13 protein-coding genes and 1 pseudogene are annotated in these 15,232 nt (G+C 58.6%); 4 read left to right on the top strand and 10 right to left on the bottom strand.

Annotation, left to right across the window (positions count from 1 at the left end; translation table 11 throughout):
* Window positions 1-82 precede the first annotated feature (82 nt).
* Together lysS and prfB are read right to left on the bottom strand one after the other, a co-directional pair.
* Window positions 83-1,585 (bottom strand): lysine--tRNA ligase, encoded by a 1,503-nt coding sequence (lysS, locus tag E3O56_RS08990; RefSeq protein WP_005785507.1) that lies wholly within the window; start codon window positions 1,583-1,585, stop codon window positions 83-85.
* Between the two features lie 80 nt (window positions 1,586-1,665).
* A protein-coding gene (gene prfB / locus E3O56_RS08985; RefSeq protein ID WP_098465888.1) for a peptide chain release factor 2 occupies window positions 1,666-2,761 on the bottom strand; the annotation gives its coding sequence in 2 pieces (ribosomal slippage) (window positions 1,666-2,688 and window positions 2,690-2,761; 1,095 coding nt in all).
* A 535-nt stretch (window positions 2,762-3,296) separates the two neighbouring features.
* Here prfB and E3O56_RS08980 point away from each other — a divergent pair.
* The 3 genes from E3O56_RS08980 to E3O56_RS08970 all read left to right on the top strand — a co-directional run bounded on the left by E3O56_RS08980 (window position 3,297) and on the right by E3O56_RS08970 (window position 5,820).
* The gene (locus tag E3O56_RS08980) at window positions 3,297-3,860 is read left to right on the top strand and encodes a hypothetical protein (RefSeq protein WP_248128108.1); all 564 of its coding nucleotides are present in this window, start codon (window positions 3,297-3,299) and stop codon (window positions 3,858-3,860) included.
* Window positions 3,861-3,926: 66 nt separating this feature from the next.
* Window positions 3,927-5,564 carry an S-type pyocin domain-containing protein gene (locus tag E3O56_RS08975; protein WP_248128107.1) on the top strand — a complete coding sequence of 546 codons (1,638 nt, stop codon included), beginning with the start codon at window positions 3,927-3,929 and terminating at the stop codon, window positions 5,562-5,564.
* A 1-nt stretch (window position 5,565) separates the two neighbouring features.
* A complete protein-coding gene (locus tag E3O56_RS08970) occupies window positions 5,566-5,820 on the top strand; it encodes a bacteriocin immunity protein (RefSeq protein ID WP_078820448.1) in 255 nt (84 codons plus the stop codon).
* A gap of 146 nt (window positions 5,821-5,966) precedes the next feature.
* Here the strand turns inward: E3O56_RS08970 and E3O56_RS08965 are convergent.
* Window positions 5,967-6,122: pseudogene (locus E3O56_RS08965) on the bottom strand (diguanylate cyclase); the annotation flags it as partial.
* Window positions 6,123-6,166: 44 nt separating this feature from the next.
* Between E3O56_RS08965 and E3O56_RS08960 the strand changes: the two are divergent.
* The gene (locus tag E3O56_RS08960) at window positions 6,167-6,421 is read left to right on the top strand and encodes a bacteriocin immunity protein (RefSeq protein ID WP_103733596.1); all 255 of its coding nucleotides are present in this window, start codon (window positions 6,167-6,169) and stop codon (window positions 6,419-6,421) included.
* Between the two features lie 143 nt (window positions 6,422-6,564).
* Here the strand turns inward: E3O56_RS08960 and E3O56_RS08955 are convergent, their stop codons facing one another.
* The 7 genes from E3O56_RS08955 to E3O56_RS08925 are packed head-to-tail and all read right to left on the bottom strand — an operon-like array spanning window position 6,565 to window position 14,987.
* Window positions 6,565-7,566 (bottom strand): PleD family two-component system response regulator, encoded by a 1,002-nt coding sequence (locus E3O56_RS08955; protein ID WP_032877485.1) that lies wholly within the window; start codon window positions 7,564-7,566, stop codon window positions 6,565-6,567.
* A gap of 52 nt (window positions 7,567-7,618) precedes the next feature.
* Window positions 7,619-8,629, bottom strand: a complete 1,011-nt coding sequence (locus E3O56_RS08950; protein ID WP_078820447.1) for a chemotaxis response regulator protein-glutamate methylesterase — start codon at window positions 8,627-8,629, stop codon at window positions 7,619-7,621.
* Window positions 8,626-10,905: a hybrid sensor histidine kinase/response regulator gene (locus E3O56_RS08945; RefSeq protein WP_103733436.1), complete on the bottom strand. Its 2,280-nt coding sequence runs from the start codon at window positions 10,903-10,905 to the stop codon at window positions 8,626-8,628. The genes E3O56_RS08950 and E3O56_RS08945 overlap by 4 nt, the downstream gene beginning before the upstream one ends.
* Window positions 10,902-11,603 carry a chemotaxis protein CheW gene (locus E3O56_RS08940; RefSeq protein ID WP_248128106.1) on the bottom strand — a complete coding sequence of 234 codons (702 nt, stop codon included), beginning with the start codon at window positions 11,601-11,603 and terminating at the stop codon, window positions 10,902-10,904. Before E3O56_RS08940 ends, E3O56_RS08945 begins: the two co-directional genes overlap by 4 nt.
* Window positions 11,600-12,856, bottom strand: a complete 1,257-nt coding sequence (locus E3O56_RS08935; RefSeq protein ID WP_032877489.1) for a protein-glutamate O-methyltransferase CheR — start codon at window positions 12,854-12,856, stop codon at window positions 11,600-11,602. Before E3O56_RS08935 ends, E3O56_RS08940 begins: the two co-directional genes overlap by 4 nt.
* Complete coding sequence (locus E3O56_RS08930; protein WP_248091045.1) at window positions 12,853-13,365, bottom strand: chemotaxis protein CheW; 513 nt, start codon at window positions 13,363-13,365, stop codon at window positions 12,853-12,855. Before E3O56_RS08930 ends, E3O56_RS08935 begins: the two co-directional genes overlap by 4 nt.
* Window positions 13,365-14,987: a methyl-accepting chemotaxis protein gene (locus E3O56_RS08925; RefSeq protein WP_032877491.1), complete on the bottom strand. Its 1,623-nt coding sequence runs from the start codon at window positions 14,985-14,987 to the stop codon at window positions 13,365-13,367. Before E3O56_RS08925 ends, E3O56_RS08930 begins: the two co-directional genes overlap by 1 nt.
* Window positions 14,988-15,232: the final 245 nt, after the last annotated feature.

The following is a 15,232-nucleotide window of genomic DNA, read 5'->3' as shown; positions in this document are numbered from 1 at the left end:
CACTTCTTCCTTTAAAAGTGACACTGGAATACGCCACATAAAAAAGCCGCCTTATAAAAGGCGGCTTCGGATTTCGCAACGGTTACGCTTGTGGCCGCATGTGCGGGAACAGGATCACATCGCGGATCGATGGCGAGTTGGTCAACAACATCACCAGCCGGTCGATGCCGATGCCTTCACCGGCAGTCGGCGGCATGCCGTACTCCAGGGCACGTACGAAGTCGGCGTCGTAGTGCATGGCTTCGTCATCGCCGGCGTCCTTGTCGGCCACCTGAGCCATGAAGCGCTCGGCCTGATCTTCCGCGTCGTTAAGCTCGGAGTAGGCGTTGGCGATTTCGCGGCCGCCGATGAACAGTTCGAAACGGTCAGTGACGTTCGGGTTGTCGTCGTTGCGACGCGCCAGCGGCGACACTTCGAACGGGTACTGGGTAATGAAGTGCGGCTGTTCCAGCTTGTGCTCGACCAGTTCTTCGAAAATCATCACCTGCAATTTGCCCAGGCCTTCAAAGCCCAACACCTTGGCGCCGGCTTTCTTGGCGATGGCGCGAGCCTTGTCGATGTCGTTCAGATCGTCAGCGGTCAGCTCAGGGTTATACTTGAGGATCGAGTCGAACACCGACAGACGCACGAACGGCTCGCCGAAGTGGAACACCTTGTCGCCGTACGGCACGTCGGTAGTCCCCAGAACAAGCTGCGCCAGTTCACGGAACAGTTCTTCGGTCAGGTCCATGTTGTCTTCGTAGTCGGCGTAGGCCTGGTAGAACTCCAACATGGTGAATTCAGGGTTGTGACGGGTCGAGACGCCTTCGTTACGGAAGTTGCGGTTGATCTCGAACACCTTCTCAAACCCGCCGACCACCAGACGCTTGAGGTACAGCTCCGGCGCGATACGCAGGAACATTTCCATGTCCAGCGCGTTGTGGTGGGTTTCAAATGGCTTGGCTGCGGCACCACCGGGGATGGTTTGCAGCATCGGCGTTTCCACTTCCAGGAAGTCACGCTGCATCAGGAAGCTGCGGATGTGGGCAATGACTTGCGAACGCACACGGAAGGTCTGGCGCACGTCTTCGTTGACGATCAGGTCAACGTAACGCTGGCGATAGCGCTGCTCGGTGTCGGTCAGGCCGTGGTGCTTGTCCGGCAGAGGGCGCAAGGACTTGGTCAGCAGGCGCACGCTGGTCATTTCGACGTACAGGTCGCCCTTGCCGGAACGGGCCAGGGTGCCTTCTGCGGCGATGATGTCACCCATGTCCCAGGTTTTCACCGAGGCCAGGGTTTCTTCCGAGAGGGTTTTACGGTTGACGTAAACCTGGATACGCCCGGTCATGTCCTGAATCACCATGAACGAGCCACGGTTGAGCATGATGCGACCTGCCACCTTGACCGGGATCGCCGCTTCTGCCAGCTCTTCCTTGGTCTTGTCCGCGTACTGTTTCTGCAAGGCATCGCAGTAGTTGTCGCGGCGGAAGTCGTTGGGGAAGGCGTTACCCTTGGCGCGCTCGGCAGCAAGCTTTTCCTTGCGCAGGGCGATCAGGGAGTTTTCTTCCTGTTGCAGGGCTTGCGGGTCGAGTTGTTGGTCGCTCATGTCTTTTGAAATTCCATCACAGGTACGTTTTCCCCAGCCTTCGGCTGGGGATCGCGAGCAAGCTCGCTCCTACAGGGGTGTTACAGGCCGGATTTCAGGCTGGCTTCCAGGTATTCGTCGATATCACCGTCGAGTACCTTGTCGCAGTCGCTGCGTTCGATGTTGGTGCGCAGATCCTTGATCCGCGACGCATCGAGTACATACGAACGGATCTGGTGACCCCAGCCGATATCCGACTTGGTGTCTTCCAGCGCCTGGGAAGCGGCGTTGCGCTTCTGCATTTCCTGCTCGTACAACTTGGCCCGCAGCATTTTCATGGCGGTATCCTTGTTGGCGTGCTGGGAACGTTCGTTCTGGCAACTGACCACGGTGTTGGTCGGTACGTGGGTAATACGTACGGCCGAGTCAGTGGTGTTTACGTGCTGACCACCGGCACCGGAGGAACGGTAGGTGTCGATGCGCAGGTCGGCTGGGTTGATCTCGATTTCCACCTTGTCGTCGATCTCTGGCGAGACGAAAACGGCGGAGAACGAAGTGTGACGACGGTTGCCGGAGTCGAACGGGCTCTTGCGCACCAGGCGGTGCACACCGATTTCGGTACGCAGCCAGCCAAAGGCGTATTCACCCTTGATATGCACGGTCGCGCCCTTGATACCGGCGACTTCACCGGCGGACAGTTCCATGATGGTCGCGTCGAAACCGCGCTTGTCGGCCCAGCGCAGGTACATGCGCAGCAGGATGTTGGCCCAGTCCTGGGCCTCGGTGCCGCCGGAACCGGCCTGGATGTCCAGGTAGGCGTTGTTCGGGTCCATTTCATGGCTGAACATGCGGCGGAATTCGAGCTTGGCGAGGTTTTCCTCGAGACGGGCCAGCTCGGCGACGACATCGCCCACTGCGCCTTCATCATTTTCTTCGACAGCCATGTCCAGCAGGTCACGGCAATCGGCCAGACCGGTGTTCAGCTCGTCGAGGGTGTCGACGATCTGCGCCAGCGCAGCGCGCTCGCGCCCCAGTTCCTGGGCGTATTCAGGTTTGTTCCAGACACTCGGATCTTCAAGCTCGCGGTTGACCTCGGTCAGACGCTCATGCTTTTGATCGTAGTCAAAGATACCCCCGAATAGTTTCGGAGCGCTCGGACAGGTCCTTGATGGTGTTAAGGATCGGGTTGATTTCCATGGCGGGCAGCACTCGTTGGCGAACTTTTGAAAGCCGGCGAGTATAACGGCAAACGGCTGGGAACGGCAGCCCGCTTGGCCGATTCTGCCAAGGCGGCGCTTCCTCTCCTCACGCTAGCTTCGCTAACAGATGCGCGACCACCAAAGCGTTTCCTGCGGGAGGGCGATACCCCGCGTTAGAAAAACCACACCTACTACTCGCTCAAAAATGACCGTTCATCTGTTTATACAAATAATCTGAACATCAAAACCAGAGCCCGCCTAAAAGAGCACAATCCAACCCACCCTAACAAAAACAAACAATTAGGTTTCTAGCCAAATCGCCCCAAGACTCAAGTCACAAATATACAAGAATATAAATACATCAATTTCAGACCCGTCTTACAAATACTCCTACAGACATAAAATCAAATCAAAACGCCATCAGTTTTTTATTCCTTCCCGCTCAAATAAGTTCGATCAAAGCGACTGAGCTTTTTCTTCAGGACGTACAAACTTTCAAACTCGATCACTCTCACAAAAAACGGAGAGACCCTATGGCCCAGCAAGGGTGGCAACCAGGACAACCTTTAGAACTCAAGCCCACGATAATTACCGCCGGGAGACGAAACACTTATTGGGGTGGCGAAGGCGGAGGCTACGCAGGAAGTGGAGATGGCTGGGGCCTTCAAGAAGGGCCTCGTCGAGGTGAAGGAGACCGTAGCCGCTTCAAGCAGTTTGACTTCCCTAGCACCACCGCTGATTTCATTGGAGAGCAAAAGTACAACCAATCCTTGATTGACGCAGAGTACAGCGCACGGTTCGCAACGCTAACGACTGAAACTGAACGCGAACTCGCAGAGAAACAGCAAGCCGCGAAAGCTCCACAGCCACTCACAGAGACAGCCTCAGCCATTCTCGATCAAAAAATCGCACTTGAAATCATCGACGCGAAGAAAACCAAATACGCCAATACTGCGCCACTCATCTATGGGCTCTATGATCAAAGCCCTTTTTATCTGATGGAAAACTTAACCTATACAAAACTACGTGAAACGCTTGCATCCTCTGACCCGATAAAAAATTTGGGCGATACGTACACACTTTACGACAACGTTTGAAGAGCCGCGCAAGAACTCAAGGCTCTCTCGCTCTCCATAGACATTCTGGCTGTAAAACTTTCAGGGTTGGCAAAGGCCCGGCAAACGCTGGAGGCCAATTTAGCCGAACATGATCCTGGCTGGGCAAATTTACACAATGAGTATCTGAAGGCCATTGCCGATGAGTTGGAAATTCAGGTGCAGTTGCTGCCGGAATATTTGCAGGTGGAACTCGCCTCTCGTGCAGGTTCTGTCGTTGGATTGACACCCGACCAGACCCTCATGCTTTACAAACACACGCTGGACAAAATGATCGAAGAAACGATGGCTGCGATCAAACCTATTGACCCACCGTTAGCCATAAACCGGAACGGGTTGATGATTTACTATCCCGCAGCCAACCCACGGGTTACACCGCCACTGAGCAAACCCGAGCTTGAGGGACTGAAACAGCTTATTTATCTGCAGCAGAACACCGCTCGTGGGGTGAGATGGCTCAGCCACCATGATTTTGTGCTGAAGTCAGAGTCCGCGCGGTTTCTTGCCAACGCCTCCAATGCAATCAGCGACCTCGCAGGACGTGCGCAGCAGGTAGCCACGGCCCAGGCGCGTATTGAAGCGGTACGAGTAACCAATACCTATCGACTGTCGGGCACTGCTGCTGCGACTCAAGCGATAGTCATGACCTCAGTCGGGACTATCGCTACAGCAGAAGGGATTACCATCACGCTGCAAGCTGCTATTCGGTCAGCAGTGGCCGCATTGACGGAGTTGGTCGCAAGTACCGCGAGTGGCTTAATGGTCGGTGTTTCAGCGTTGGTCTATTCCCCCAAACTCGCAAATGGAGAACTTCCAGAGCGTTATGCGCTTGGTACACCGATCTCAACCTTGGTACCAGACCTCAACGAGTCGACGATAACCACGGCAGTCAACGGCACAATCGACCTGCCGGTTCGAATGAGTTCGAAGACGGCTACCGATGGGCGGTCAGAAGTATTCGTGGTCACTGCCGACGGTACAAGCGTGCCTTCCAAGGTCAAGGTGGTTGCTGCGACCTATGATCCTGGGCAGAAGGTATACACCGTCACGACAAGTGACATTCCACCAAGAACGTTGATCTGGACACCTATCGTTGCCCCTGGGGATAGCTCAACAACGCTGCCCGTTGATCAACCTGAACCGCCTGTCTATGCGGGAGCTACCGTAACTCCCGTTGAAGGAAGGATTGACAGTTTTCCAGCCGCTGCTGAGGCGGGATTTGACGACTTCATCACTGTCTTCCCGGTCAACTCTGGCTTACCTCCCATCTATGTGTTTTTCAGGGATCGACGGGAAGACCCAGGAATTGTGACAGGCAACGGGCAATCTATAACCGGTTCCTGGCTAGGAGCGGCCTCACAAGGGGAAGGCTCCCCTATACCTTCGCAAATTGCCGACAAGCTTAAAGGTCAGGAGTTTAAAAACTTCAGAGCATTTCGCGAAGCCTTCTGGAAATCTATTGCGAACGACTCGGAACTGGCGAATCAGTTCAACCGTCAAAACCTACAAAGAATACTTAACGGCAAAGCCCCATATACAAGCGAATTAGAGCATGCAGGAAAACCTGGTAAATTCGAGCTCCACCATAAGATATTCATCTCCAAAGGCGGAGACGTTTTCGACATAGACAACATCTACATAGTCACGCCAAAACTCCACAAACAAATTCATGGTAAAGGTAATTAGGATGAAAACTTCAATTTCCGAGTACACAGAAACCGAATTTTTAAACTTCGTAATCTCTCTTTGTGACGCGAGTGCTCGTACTGAGGAAGAAGATGACGAAATGCTATTAGAGTTCACGCGCCTTACAGAACATCCTGACGGATCAGATCTCGTCTATTATCCGAGAGATGACAGAGAAGACAGCCCTGAAGGCATCGTAAAAGAAGTCAAAGAATGGCGCGCCGCTAATGGTAAGCCTGGCTTTAAAGAGGGGTAACGCCCCGGCAAACTCCGTCATCGGCTAGGCATTGATGGCGGAGTTCTTGTTTCAACCTTTCTTCATTCGCACTCAACTCACAAGCTTTGAAATTCCAGGTGTAGGATGGGCATAAATTCCTCACCTGGAGTTACGCTGGTCCCAACTCACTCAATCCCCACCTGATTGCGCCCATTATGCTTGGCCGTATACAGCCCCTTGTCCGCCGCCATGATCAACTGCCGGCAGTCCGTACCCTAGATCGGCGTCAACGTCGACAGCCCAATACTGATGGTCAGGCTGGCACCTTCAGCCGGGGCTGATGCTCCAAAACTTCACAAGCGTATTCACGGCAAAGGTAATTAAGATGAAAACCTCAATTTCCGAGTACACAGAAAGCGAATTTTTAAGCTTTGTAATCTCTCTTTGTGACAGCAGCGTTCGCACCGAAGAAGAAGACATTGAAATGGTTTTCGAGTTTGAACGCCTGACGGAGCACCCGGACGGAGCAGATCTAATCTACTACCCAAGAGATGGCAGAGAGGACAGCCCAGAAGGCATTGTAAAAGAGGTCAAAGAGTGGCGGGCGAATAATGGCAAGCCTGGATTCAGAATAGAATAACGCCGTCCTGCCCCCTGCCATCGGCTCTACAACGATGGCAGATTTCTTAGCTCAAAAACTTTCATATGTAATCAATTCGGATGAGTACGAAACTCATGAGTGCAAGGGGGAAGTCCCCCTCTCACATTGGAATTGGCCTCTAATTACTCGATACCAACCTGATTACGCCCATTATGCTTGGCCGTATACAGCCCCTTGTCCGCCGCCATGATCAACTGCCGGCAGTCCGTGCCCTGCACCGGCGTCAAGGTCGACAGGCCAATGCTGATGGTCAGGCTCGCCCCTTCTGCCGGGGCAATGTGCGGGATTTTCAGGGCAGCCACCGCCATACGCAGTTTTTCTGCCACCAGGCGCGCACCGCCCGGCGAGGTGTTGGGCAGGACCAGGGCAAATTCTTCTCCGCCGTAGCGCGCCGGCAAGTCCGAAGGGCGGCTGCTGGCGTCGCGGATAGCGGCGGCGACTTTGCGCAAGGCTTCATCGCCTTCGACATGGCCGAAGCTGTCGTTGTAGGTCTTGAAGAAATCCACGTCGATCATCAGCAGCGACAGTTGGGTCTGGTCGCGCATGGCACGGCGCCACTCCAATTCCAGGTATTCGTCGAAGTGGCGGCGGTTGGACAGCCCGGTCAGGCCGTCGGAGTTCATCAGGCGTTGCAGCACCAGGTTGGTATCCAGCAACTGTTGCTGGCTGACCCGTAGCGCACGGTAGGCCGCGTCACGCTGCAACAGGGTCATGTAGGACCGCGAGTGATAGCGGATACGCGCCACCAGCTCGATGTTGTCGGGCAGCTTGACCAGGTAATCGTTGGCGCCGGCCGCAAAGGCCGCACTCTTGATCAGCGGGTCTTCCTTGGTGGACAGCACGATGATCGGGATATTCGCGGTCGCCGGGTGATTGCGGTATTCACGCACCAAGGTCAGGCCGTCGAGGCCGGGCATTACCAGGTCCTGCAGGATCACCGTCGGCTTGATGCGGATCGCCTGGGCAATCGCCTGGTGCGGGTCGGCGCAAAAGTGGAAGTCGATGTTTTCTTCATGGGCCAGGCCGCGCCGCACGGCTTCGCCGATCATGGCCTGATCGTCGACCAGCAGCACCATGGCGGCGTTCTCATCGGTCTTGAAGTCGTCGAGTTGTAAATCATTCATGTGCAGTCACCTGAATTACTACCTGCAAGCCAGCACGGCGGGAGATTTTCGATCATTTTGCAAAGACCTCCAGCAATCGGGGCGCAATTCTATCCAGTGGGCGAATTTCAACAGCAGCATCAATCGCCGCCGCCGCTTTGGGCATGCCGTACACCGCCGAGCTCTGCTGATCCTGGGCGATGGTCAAATATCCTTGTTCGCGCATCAGCTTGAGGCCCTGGGCCCCGTCGCGCCCCATGCCGGTCAGTAGTACGCCGACGGCGTCACCGGTCCAGTAACTGGCGACGCTTTCGAAAAACACATCGATGGAGGGCCGGTAAATCTCGTTCACCGGCTCTGCGGTATAGGCTAGCGTGCCATTTTTCAACAAGCGAATATGGTGGTTGGTGCCGGCCAGCAATACCACGCCGGCCTGGGGCGGCTCGCCCTCACAGGCCAGGCGCACGGGCAGGCCGGAGGCGCTGCTCAGCCACTCGGCCATGCCGGCGGCGAAGACCTGGTCCACATGCTGCACCAGCACGATGGCGGCGGGAAAATCCCGCGGCAAGCCCTTGAGCAGAACCTCGAGGGCCGCCGGCCCACCCGCTGAAGAACCAATGGCCACTAGCCGTTGACGCTTGCCGGTGACCCGTTGCGGTGGGGGTTCGGCACGCACGCGCGTGCCGCGCTGGCCGATCAACCAACCGATATTGAGGATCTTGCGCAATAGCGGTGCCGCCGCATCCTTGGGGTTGCCTACGCCCAGCGCCGGGGTATCCACCACATCCAGCGCTCCGTGGCCCATGGCTTCGAATACGCGGCTGACGTTGGCCTGGCGGTCGACAGTAACGATCACGATAGGGCAAGGCGTGTCGGCCATGATCTGCCGGGTAGCCTCCACCCCATCCATTACCGGCATTATCAGGTCCATCAGGATCAGGTCCGGGGTCAGCTCGGCACAGCGCCGCACCGCTTCCAGGCCATTGCTGGCCACCCACACCACCTCGTGGGCGGGCTCAAAGCTCAAGGCGCGGCGCAAGGCCTCTATCGCCAGGGGCATGTCATTGACGATCGCAATCCTCATGCCCGGGCGCCTCCAATCAGTTCAACCACGGCGTCGAGCAAGGCGTCGTCATGGAAACTGGCTTTGGCTAAATAATAGTCGGCGCCCGCGTCGAGTCCACGACGTCGGTCTTCTTCACGATCCTTGTAGGAAACCACCATCACCGGCAACGATTGCAGGCGACTGTCACGACGCAAAAGTGTGACCAATTCAATACCGTCCATGCGAGGCATATCAATATCAGTGATAAGCAGGTCGAAGTCCTCGGAGCGCAATGCGTTCCAGCCATCCATGCCATCGACCGCAACAGCGACTTCATAACCACGATTGAGTAATAATTTGCGTTGCAGCTCGCGTACGGTCAGCGAGTCGTCTACCACCAGCACGCGCTTGCGCGGTGCTTCGGTGGCCTGCTGGCTGCGCCGGGCGATACGTTCCAGGCGGCCGGTGTTGAGCAATTTATCCACCGAACGCAACATGTCTTCGACATCGACGATCAACACCACCGAGCCGTCATCGAGCAAGGCCCCTGCGGAAATATCCTGGACCTTGCCCAGACGATCATCCAGCGGCAACACCACCAGGGTGCGTTCACCGATAAAGCGCTCCACGGCAATCCCGTACACGGCATCGCGCTCGCGGATCACCACGACTTTCAGGGTCTGCGAAGGACTCTGCCCCGGTGGGCGCTGCAGCAACTGGCTGGCGGCAACCAGGCCCACATGCCGGCCCTCGTGCCAGAAATGCTGGCGGCCTTCCAGTTGCACAATTTCGTCGGGAGCCAGGTCACACATGCGTTCAATGTGGGCCAGGGGGAAGGCATAGGCTTCTTCGCCCACGTCCACCACCAGGCTGCGCACCACCGACAAGGTCAACGGCACTTCCAGATGGAAGCGACTGCCCTGCCCCGCCGTCTGCTCCAGTACCACCGCGCCACGCAGTTGGCGAACCATGTGCTGCACCGCATCCAGGCCAACGCCACGACCGGACACCTCGGTGACCTTGTCGCGCAAGCTGAACCCCGGCAGGAACAGGAACGTCAGCAATTCCTCTTCGCTCAGGCGCAGGGCAGTTTCCACCGGCGACAGATTACGTTCGACAATGGTGCCGCGCAGCCGCTCCAGGTCGACACCGTTGCCGTCGTCGCTCAATTCCAGTACCAGCAACCCGGCTTGATGGGACGCACGCAGGCGGATCAGGCCTTCCGCCGGTTTGCCTGCCAGCAGCCGCTGCTCGGGCGTTTCGATGCCGTGGTCGACAGCATTGCGCAGTAAATGAGTGAGCGGTGCTTCAAGTTTTTCCAGGACGTCTCGATCGACCTGGGTCTTTTCGCCTTCGATTTCCAGGCGCACTTGCTTGCCCAGGCTGCGACCGAGGTCACGCACCATGCGCACCTGCCCCGCCAGCACGTCGGCAAACGGTCGCATGCGGCAGGCCAGCGCGGTGTCGTATAGCACCTGGGCGCGCTGGCCTGCCTGCCAGGCGTACTCGTCAAGTTCCGCGTTTTTATCCGCCAGCAGTGCCTGAGCTTCGCTCAACAAGCGGCGGGTATCGGCCAGGGCTTCCTGAGTCTCAAGATTCAAATCCAGGTGCTTGAGGTGACCGTCCAGGGTATCGAGGGCGCGCAGGCTGTTGCTTTGAATGCGCTTGAGGCGTTGCATACTGGCCAGGTGAGGCTTGAGCCGCTGGGTTTCCACCAGGGACTTGCTCGACAGGTCCAACAGGCTGTTCAAGCGCTCGGCGGTGACCCGCAGCACGCGCTCGCCACCCTCGGTGATGCGCTTGTTCTGACGCGGTGGCTCACTGCTGACGGGCGGTGCAACCTCTGGCTCTTGCGGCAATGCTTCAACGATAGGCGCCGGAGCAGGCTCGGGCTCAGCTTTTGGCGCAGGCGTAGCGGGTGGCTGCGCCGGGTCAAGCAGACGCTCCATCAACGCCACGTACGCCTGGATATCCAACGGCCCCACGCTGTTGCCTGGCGTGGCGATACGCATCAGCAGGTCAGTGCCTTGCAACAACGCATCGATATGTTCCGGTTGCAGGTACAGACGACCTTCCTGGGCGCTGACCAGGCAGTCCTCCATGACGTGGGCCACGCTGACCCCGGCATCCACGCCAACAATCCGCGCCGCTCCCTTGAGCGAATGTGCGGCGCGCATACAGGCTTCAAGTTGATCCGCCTGGGTTGGGTTGCGCTCCAGGGCCAGCAGGCCGGCGCTCAAGACCTGGGTTTGCGCATCGGCCTCCAGGCTGAACAGCTCCAACAGCGAGGCATCACGCATCTGATCGGGGGTCATGCGAGGCTCCGGGTCACGGCGGACAACAATTGCGTTTCGTCCAGCCAGCGCAGGCCGCGGCCTTTGAACTGCAACACACCTTGGGTATAGCGTGCGCTGGCCTGGGTACCGGAGGCCGAAGCCGCGTTCAAGGTGCGCTCATCGATGGCATGAATGCCATCCACCTCATCCACCGGCACGACGATCGGACCGTCCTGGGCGGCAATGATCAACATGCGCGGCATGATCCGCCCGCCACTGGGCACGCTGCTGGTGCTGTCCAGGCCCAGCAGTTCCACCAGCGACAGGCATGCCACCAGCGCACCCCGCACGTTGGCCACTCCCAGCAGCGCACGGGAACGCTGGTGCGGCAAGGAGTGGATCGGTTGCAATGGCGCCACTTCCACCAGGCAGCGGGTGGCGATACCGAGCCATTCTTCACCGAGGCGGAACATCAACAGCGAACGGGTGACCACCTCGCTACCCGCTTCGGCGGCGGCCTGCGGGCGCTGATCATCCTGCTGCAGGGCGTAGCGGTCGAGCAGGCGCGTGGCGGCGGCGGAATACACCGAGCAGTTGCGGCAGTGAATATGCTCGTCCAGCAGTGGGCAGGACCTGTCGCCATGAATGCCGATACGGTTCCAGCAGTCATCGATGGCTTGGGTATCGGTCAGCGTCAGGTCCAGGCCTGCGGTGTCGAGCGCGTCAGGGCTGTTCATCGTTCGGACTCACTGTGTGCTCGCTCGCTACGGGCGGCGCGGGCCTGTAGCCGGCGCGCTCCCGCACTGTCGCCCTGGGATTCGAGCAACGCGGCCAGATGCATCAAGGCCTGCGAATGCTGCGGTTCCAGGTACAAGGCTTTTCGGTAATACCCCTGGGCTTCCAAGGCGCTGCCGGCAACATCGCTGAGCAACCCCAACCAGTAGAACACCTGGGCAACCGGCGGGTGGCTGCTTAAATAACGCTCACAGGCGGCCCGGGCCTCGGCACTTTTGCCTTCATTGGCCAGGGTCGCGATCTGGCCGAGCAAATCCCCTGCGTCGGTGTGGGGCACCTTGACCGGCGGCACCTGAGTGCTGACCGTGCTGAACGGACGCGGCTTGAGTGGTATCGGTGCTGCACTGCGCTGCGGTGCTGGCGCAGGCATCGGCACGAATACCGGCGGCGGGGTCTGCTCTATGTGTCGACTGAAGGCAAAGGATTGCGGCACGCCAATCGAACGCATGCCATGGCGCCCCAGCAGGCTGCCCTCGGCCGGGCCGATAAACAGCACACCGTCCACATGAGTCAGTTCCTTGAGCACATCAAAGACTTGCTTCTGGGTCGGCTGGTCGAAGTAGATCAATAGGTTGCGGCAGAACACAAAATCGTAGGTCGGCTCGTTGGCCAGCAGTGTCGGGTCGAGCAAGTTGCCCACTTGCAGACGCACTTGCTCGCGCACCCGGTCGGCGATGCGGTAACCGCCCGTTTCTTCTGTGAAGTGGCGGTCGCGAAATTCGAGATCGGCCCCGCGAAACGAGTTCTTGCCGTACACACCGCGCCGGGCACGTTCCACCGACAGCGGGCTGACGTCCATCCCCTGAACCTTGAACTGATGGGGCGCCAGGCCCGCATCCAACAAGGCCATGGCAATCGAATAGGGCTCTTCGCCAGTCGAACACGGCAGGCTGAGGATGCGCAGCGCGCGCATCTGCTTGATCTCGGCCAGGCGCAGCAGGGCCAGGCGAGCCAAGGTCGCGAAGGATTCGGGATAGCGGAAAAACCAGGTCTCGGGAACGATCACCGCTTCGATCAGTGCCTGCTGCTCGTCGTGGGAATGTTGCAGGAGCTGCCAGTAGGCCTCCGTCGACTGCGCCTGGGAGGCTTGGCAGCGCTGGCGCACCGCACGCTCGATGATCGCCTCGCCCACCGAGGCAACGTCCAGGCCGATGCGTTCTTTCAAGAACGCCGAAAAACGCGGGTCACTGCTCATAGGCTTAACTCGGCGCAAAACAGCAAGGCGCGTACTTCAGCGCTCAGCAGTTCGGCAATGCCAATCCACTGCATCAAGCCCTGTGCATCCTCGCGTACCGGCCCCAGGTAGGGCGCCTGCTGGTTGTCCACGCCATAAGGCTGGAACTCGGCGGGGTCGCAACGCAGGGTGTCGGTGGCCTGCTCCAGGATCAGCCCCAGCCCACGCGCTTCACTCCAGGGTTGCGGCTGGTAGTTGACCAGCACCAGCCGCGTGCTGGTGCGAGCCTGGGCCGGGGTGCCGAACGTCAGGGCACTGACATCGATTACCGGCACCAGCGTACCGCGATGCGCAAAAATACCCGCCACCCACAGTGGCGCATGGGCGATGGGTTTGAGCGGCAGGCGCGGCAGCACCTCCGCCACTTCGGTGGCCTTGAGGGCAAAGCGTTCGTTGCCGATGCGAAACACCAGGAACAACGCCGTTTTCGCTGCCGGGACGGCGACGCGTTTAGCCGCGAGATCGCTCATCAGACTTTGAAACGCGACACGCCACTGCGCAGACCCACCGCGACCTGGCTCAGCTCATCAATGGCAAAGCTGGCCTGACGCAGGGATTCGACGGTCTGGCTGCTGGCATCGCCCAATTGCACCAGCGCGTGGTTGATCTGTTCGGCGCCGGTGGCCTGGGCCTGCATGCCTTCGTTGACCATCAACACCCGCGGCGCCAGGGCCTGTACCTGGTGGATGATCTGCGACAGTTGCTCGCCCACTTGCTGCACTTCGAACATACCCCGGCGGACTTCCTCGGAGAACTTGTCCATGCCCATCACGCCCGCCGACACCGCTGACTGGATCTCACGCACCATTTGCTCGATGTCGTAGGTTGCCACGGCAGTCTGGTCGGCCAGGCGGCGCACTTCGGTGGCCACCACGGCAAAGCCGCGACCGTACTCACCAGCTTTCTCCGCCTCGATGGCGGCATTGAGAGACAACAGATTGGTCTGGTCAGCCACCTTGACGATGGTCACCACCACCTGGTTGATGTTGCCGGCCTTCTCATTGAGGATCGCCAGCTTGGCGTTGACCAGGTCGGCGGCGCCCATCACCGAGTGCATGGTCTCTTCCATGCGTGCCAGGCCCTGCTGGCCGGAACCGGCGGCCACCGAGGCCTGGTCGGCGGCGGTGGACACTTCGGTCATGGTACGCACCAGGTCCTTGGACGTGGCCGCAATCTCGCGGGAGGTGGCGCCGATTTCCGTGGTGGTGGCTGCGGTTTCCGTGGCGGTGGCCTGTTGCTGCTTGGAGGTCGCGGCGATCTCGGTGACCGAGGTGGTGACCTGCACCGACGAACGCTGCGCCTGGGACACCAGGGCAGTCAGCTCGGTCATCATGTCGTTGAAGCCGGTTTCGACCGCGTTGAATTCGTCCTTGCGCTCCAGGTTCAGGCGCTTGCTCAGGTCGCCGGTACGCATGACTTCGAGGATCTGCACGATACGCTGCATCGGCGCCATGATCGCGCGCATCAGCAACAGGCCGCACAGCGCCGCGGCGAGAATCGCCAGCAGCAGCGAGACGCCCATGCTGACCTTTGCCGCTGCTACGGCATCATCGATGGCAGCGGTGGCATTGTCGGCGACCTGTTTGTTCTCATTGATGATGTCGTTGAGCTTCATGCGGCCTGCGGTCCAGGCGGGGGTCAGTTGCTCGTTGAACAGCCTCAGCGCCTCGGCCGGGTTGTTGCTCTGATGAGCCGCCAGGACCTGGGCAAGAATGGCGTTGTAGTTCTGGTGCAGTTTTTCGAAGGCATCGAATTCGGTGCGATCCTGGGTGATATTGATCGTGCCCGCGTAACTGGCCATGTGCTGCTCAAGCCGCGCTTCGAATGACTTGTAGTCCTGCTTGTCTTCATCGGAAATGCCCTGGTTTTCGTGGATCCCGACCAGTTCCTGGGTTTGCAGGTAGCTGTCGACCCAGGCACTGCGGATCATCGAACTGAAAAACACGCCGGGCACGGCGTCGTCGCGCACGGAGTTTTCGCTGGCTTCGATCTTGAGCAAGCGCGAATAGGAGAGCACCACCATCAGCAGCATGATGGCGATAATTACCGCAAAGCTCGCCAAAATCCTTTGGCGCAGGGTCCAGTTCTTCACAGTAATTCCTCGCAGGGGCATTCAAATGGAGGGGAGTATAGCTGAGCGGATGCTCGGGTTTATCAACGCTTTTGAGGGGGGATCCACAGAATGCGTAAGTGGGATGGGTGGTACGTGTGCCTAGGGAGATCCAACTGATGGGCCGCAGTTCAAATGTGGGAGGGGGGCTTGCTCCCGATGGCGGTCTTGTAGTCGACCGGGATCTTGGATCAGACCGAGTACATATCCATTGCTGCGGTAACGGT

It is taken from the genome of Pseudomonas sp. W2Aug9 (genome assembly GCF_023127755.1).
Taxonomy (GTDB): Bacteria; Pseudomonadota; Gammaproteobacteria; order Pseudomonadales; family Pseudomonadaceae; genus Aquipseudomonas; species Aquipseudomonas synxantha_A.
The sequence above is the reverse complement of the archived record's forward strand: the minus strand, read 5'-3'. Positions and strand labels throughout refer to the sequence as shown.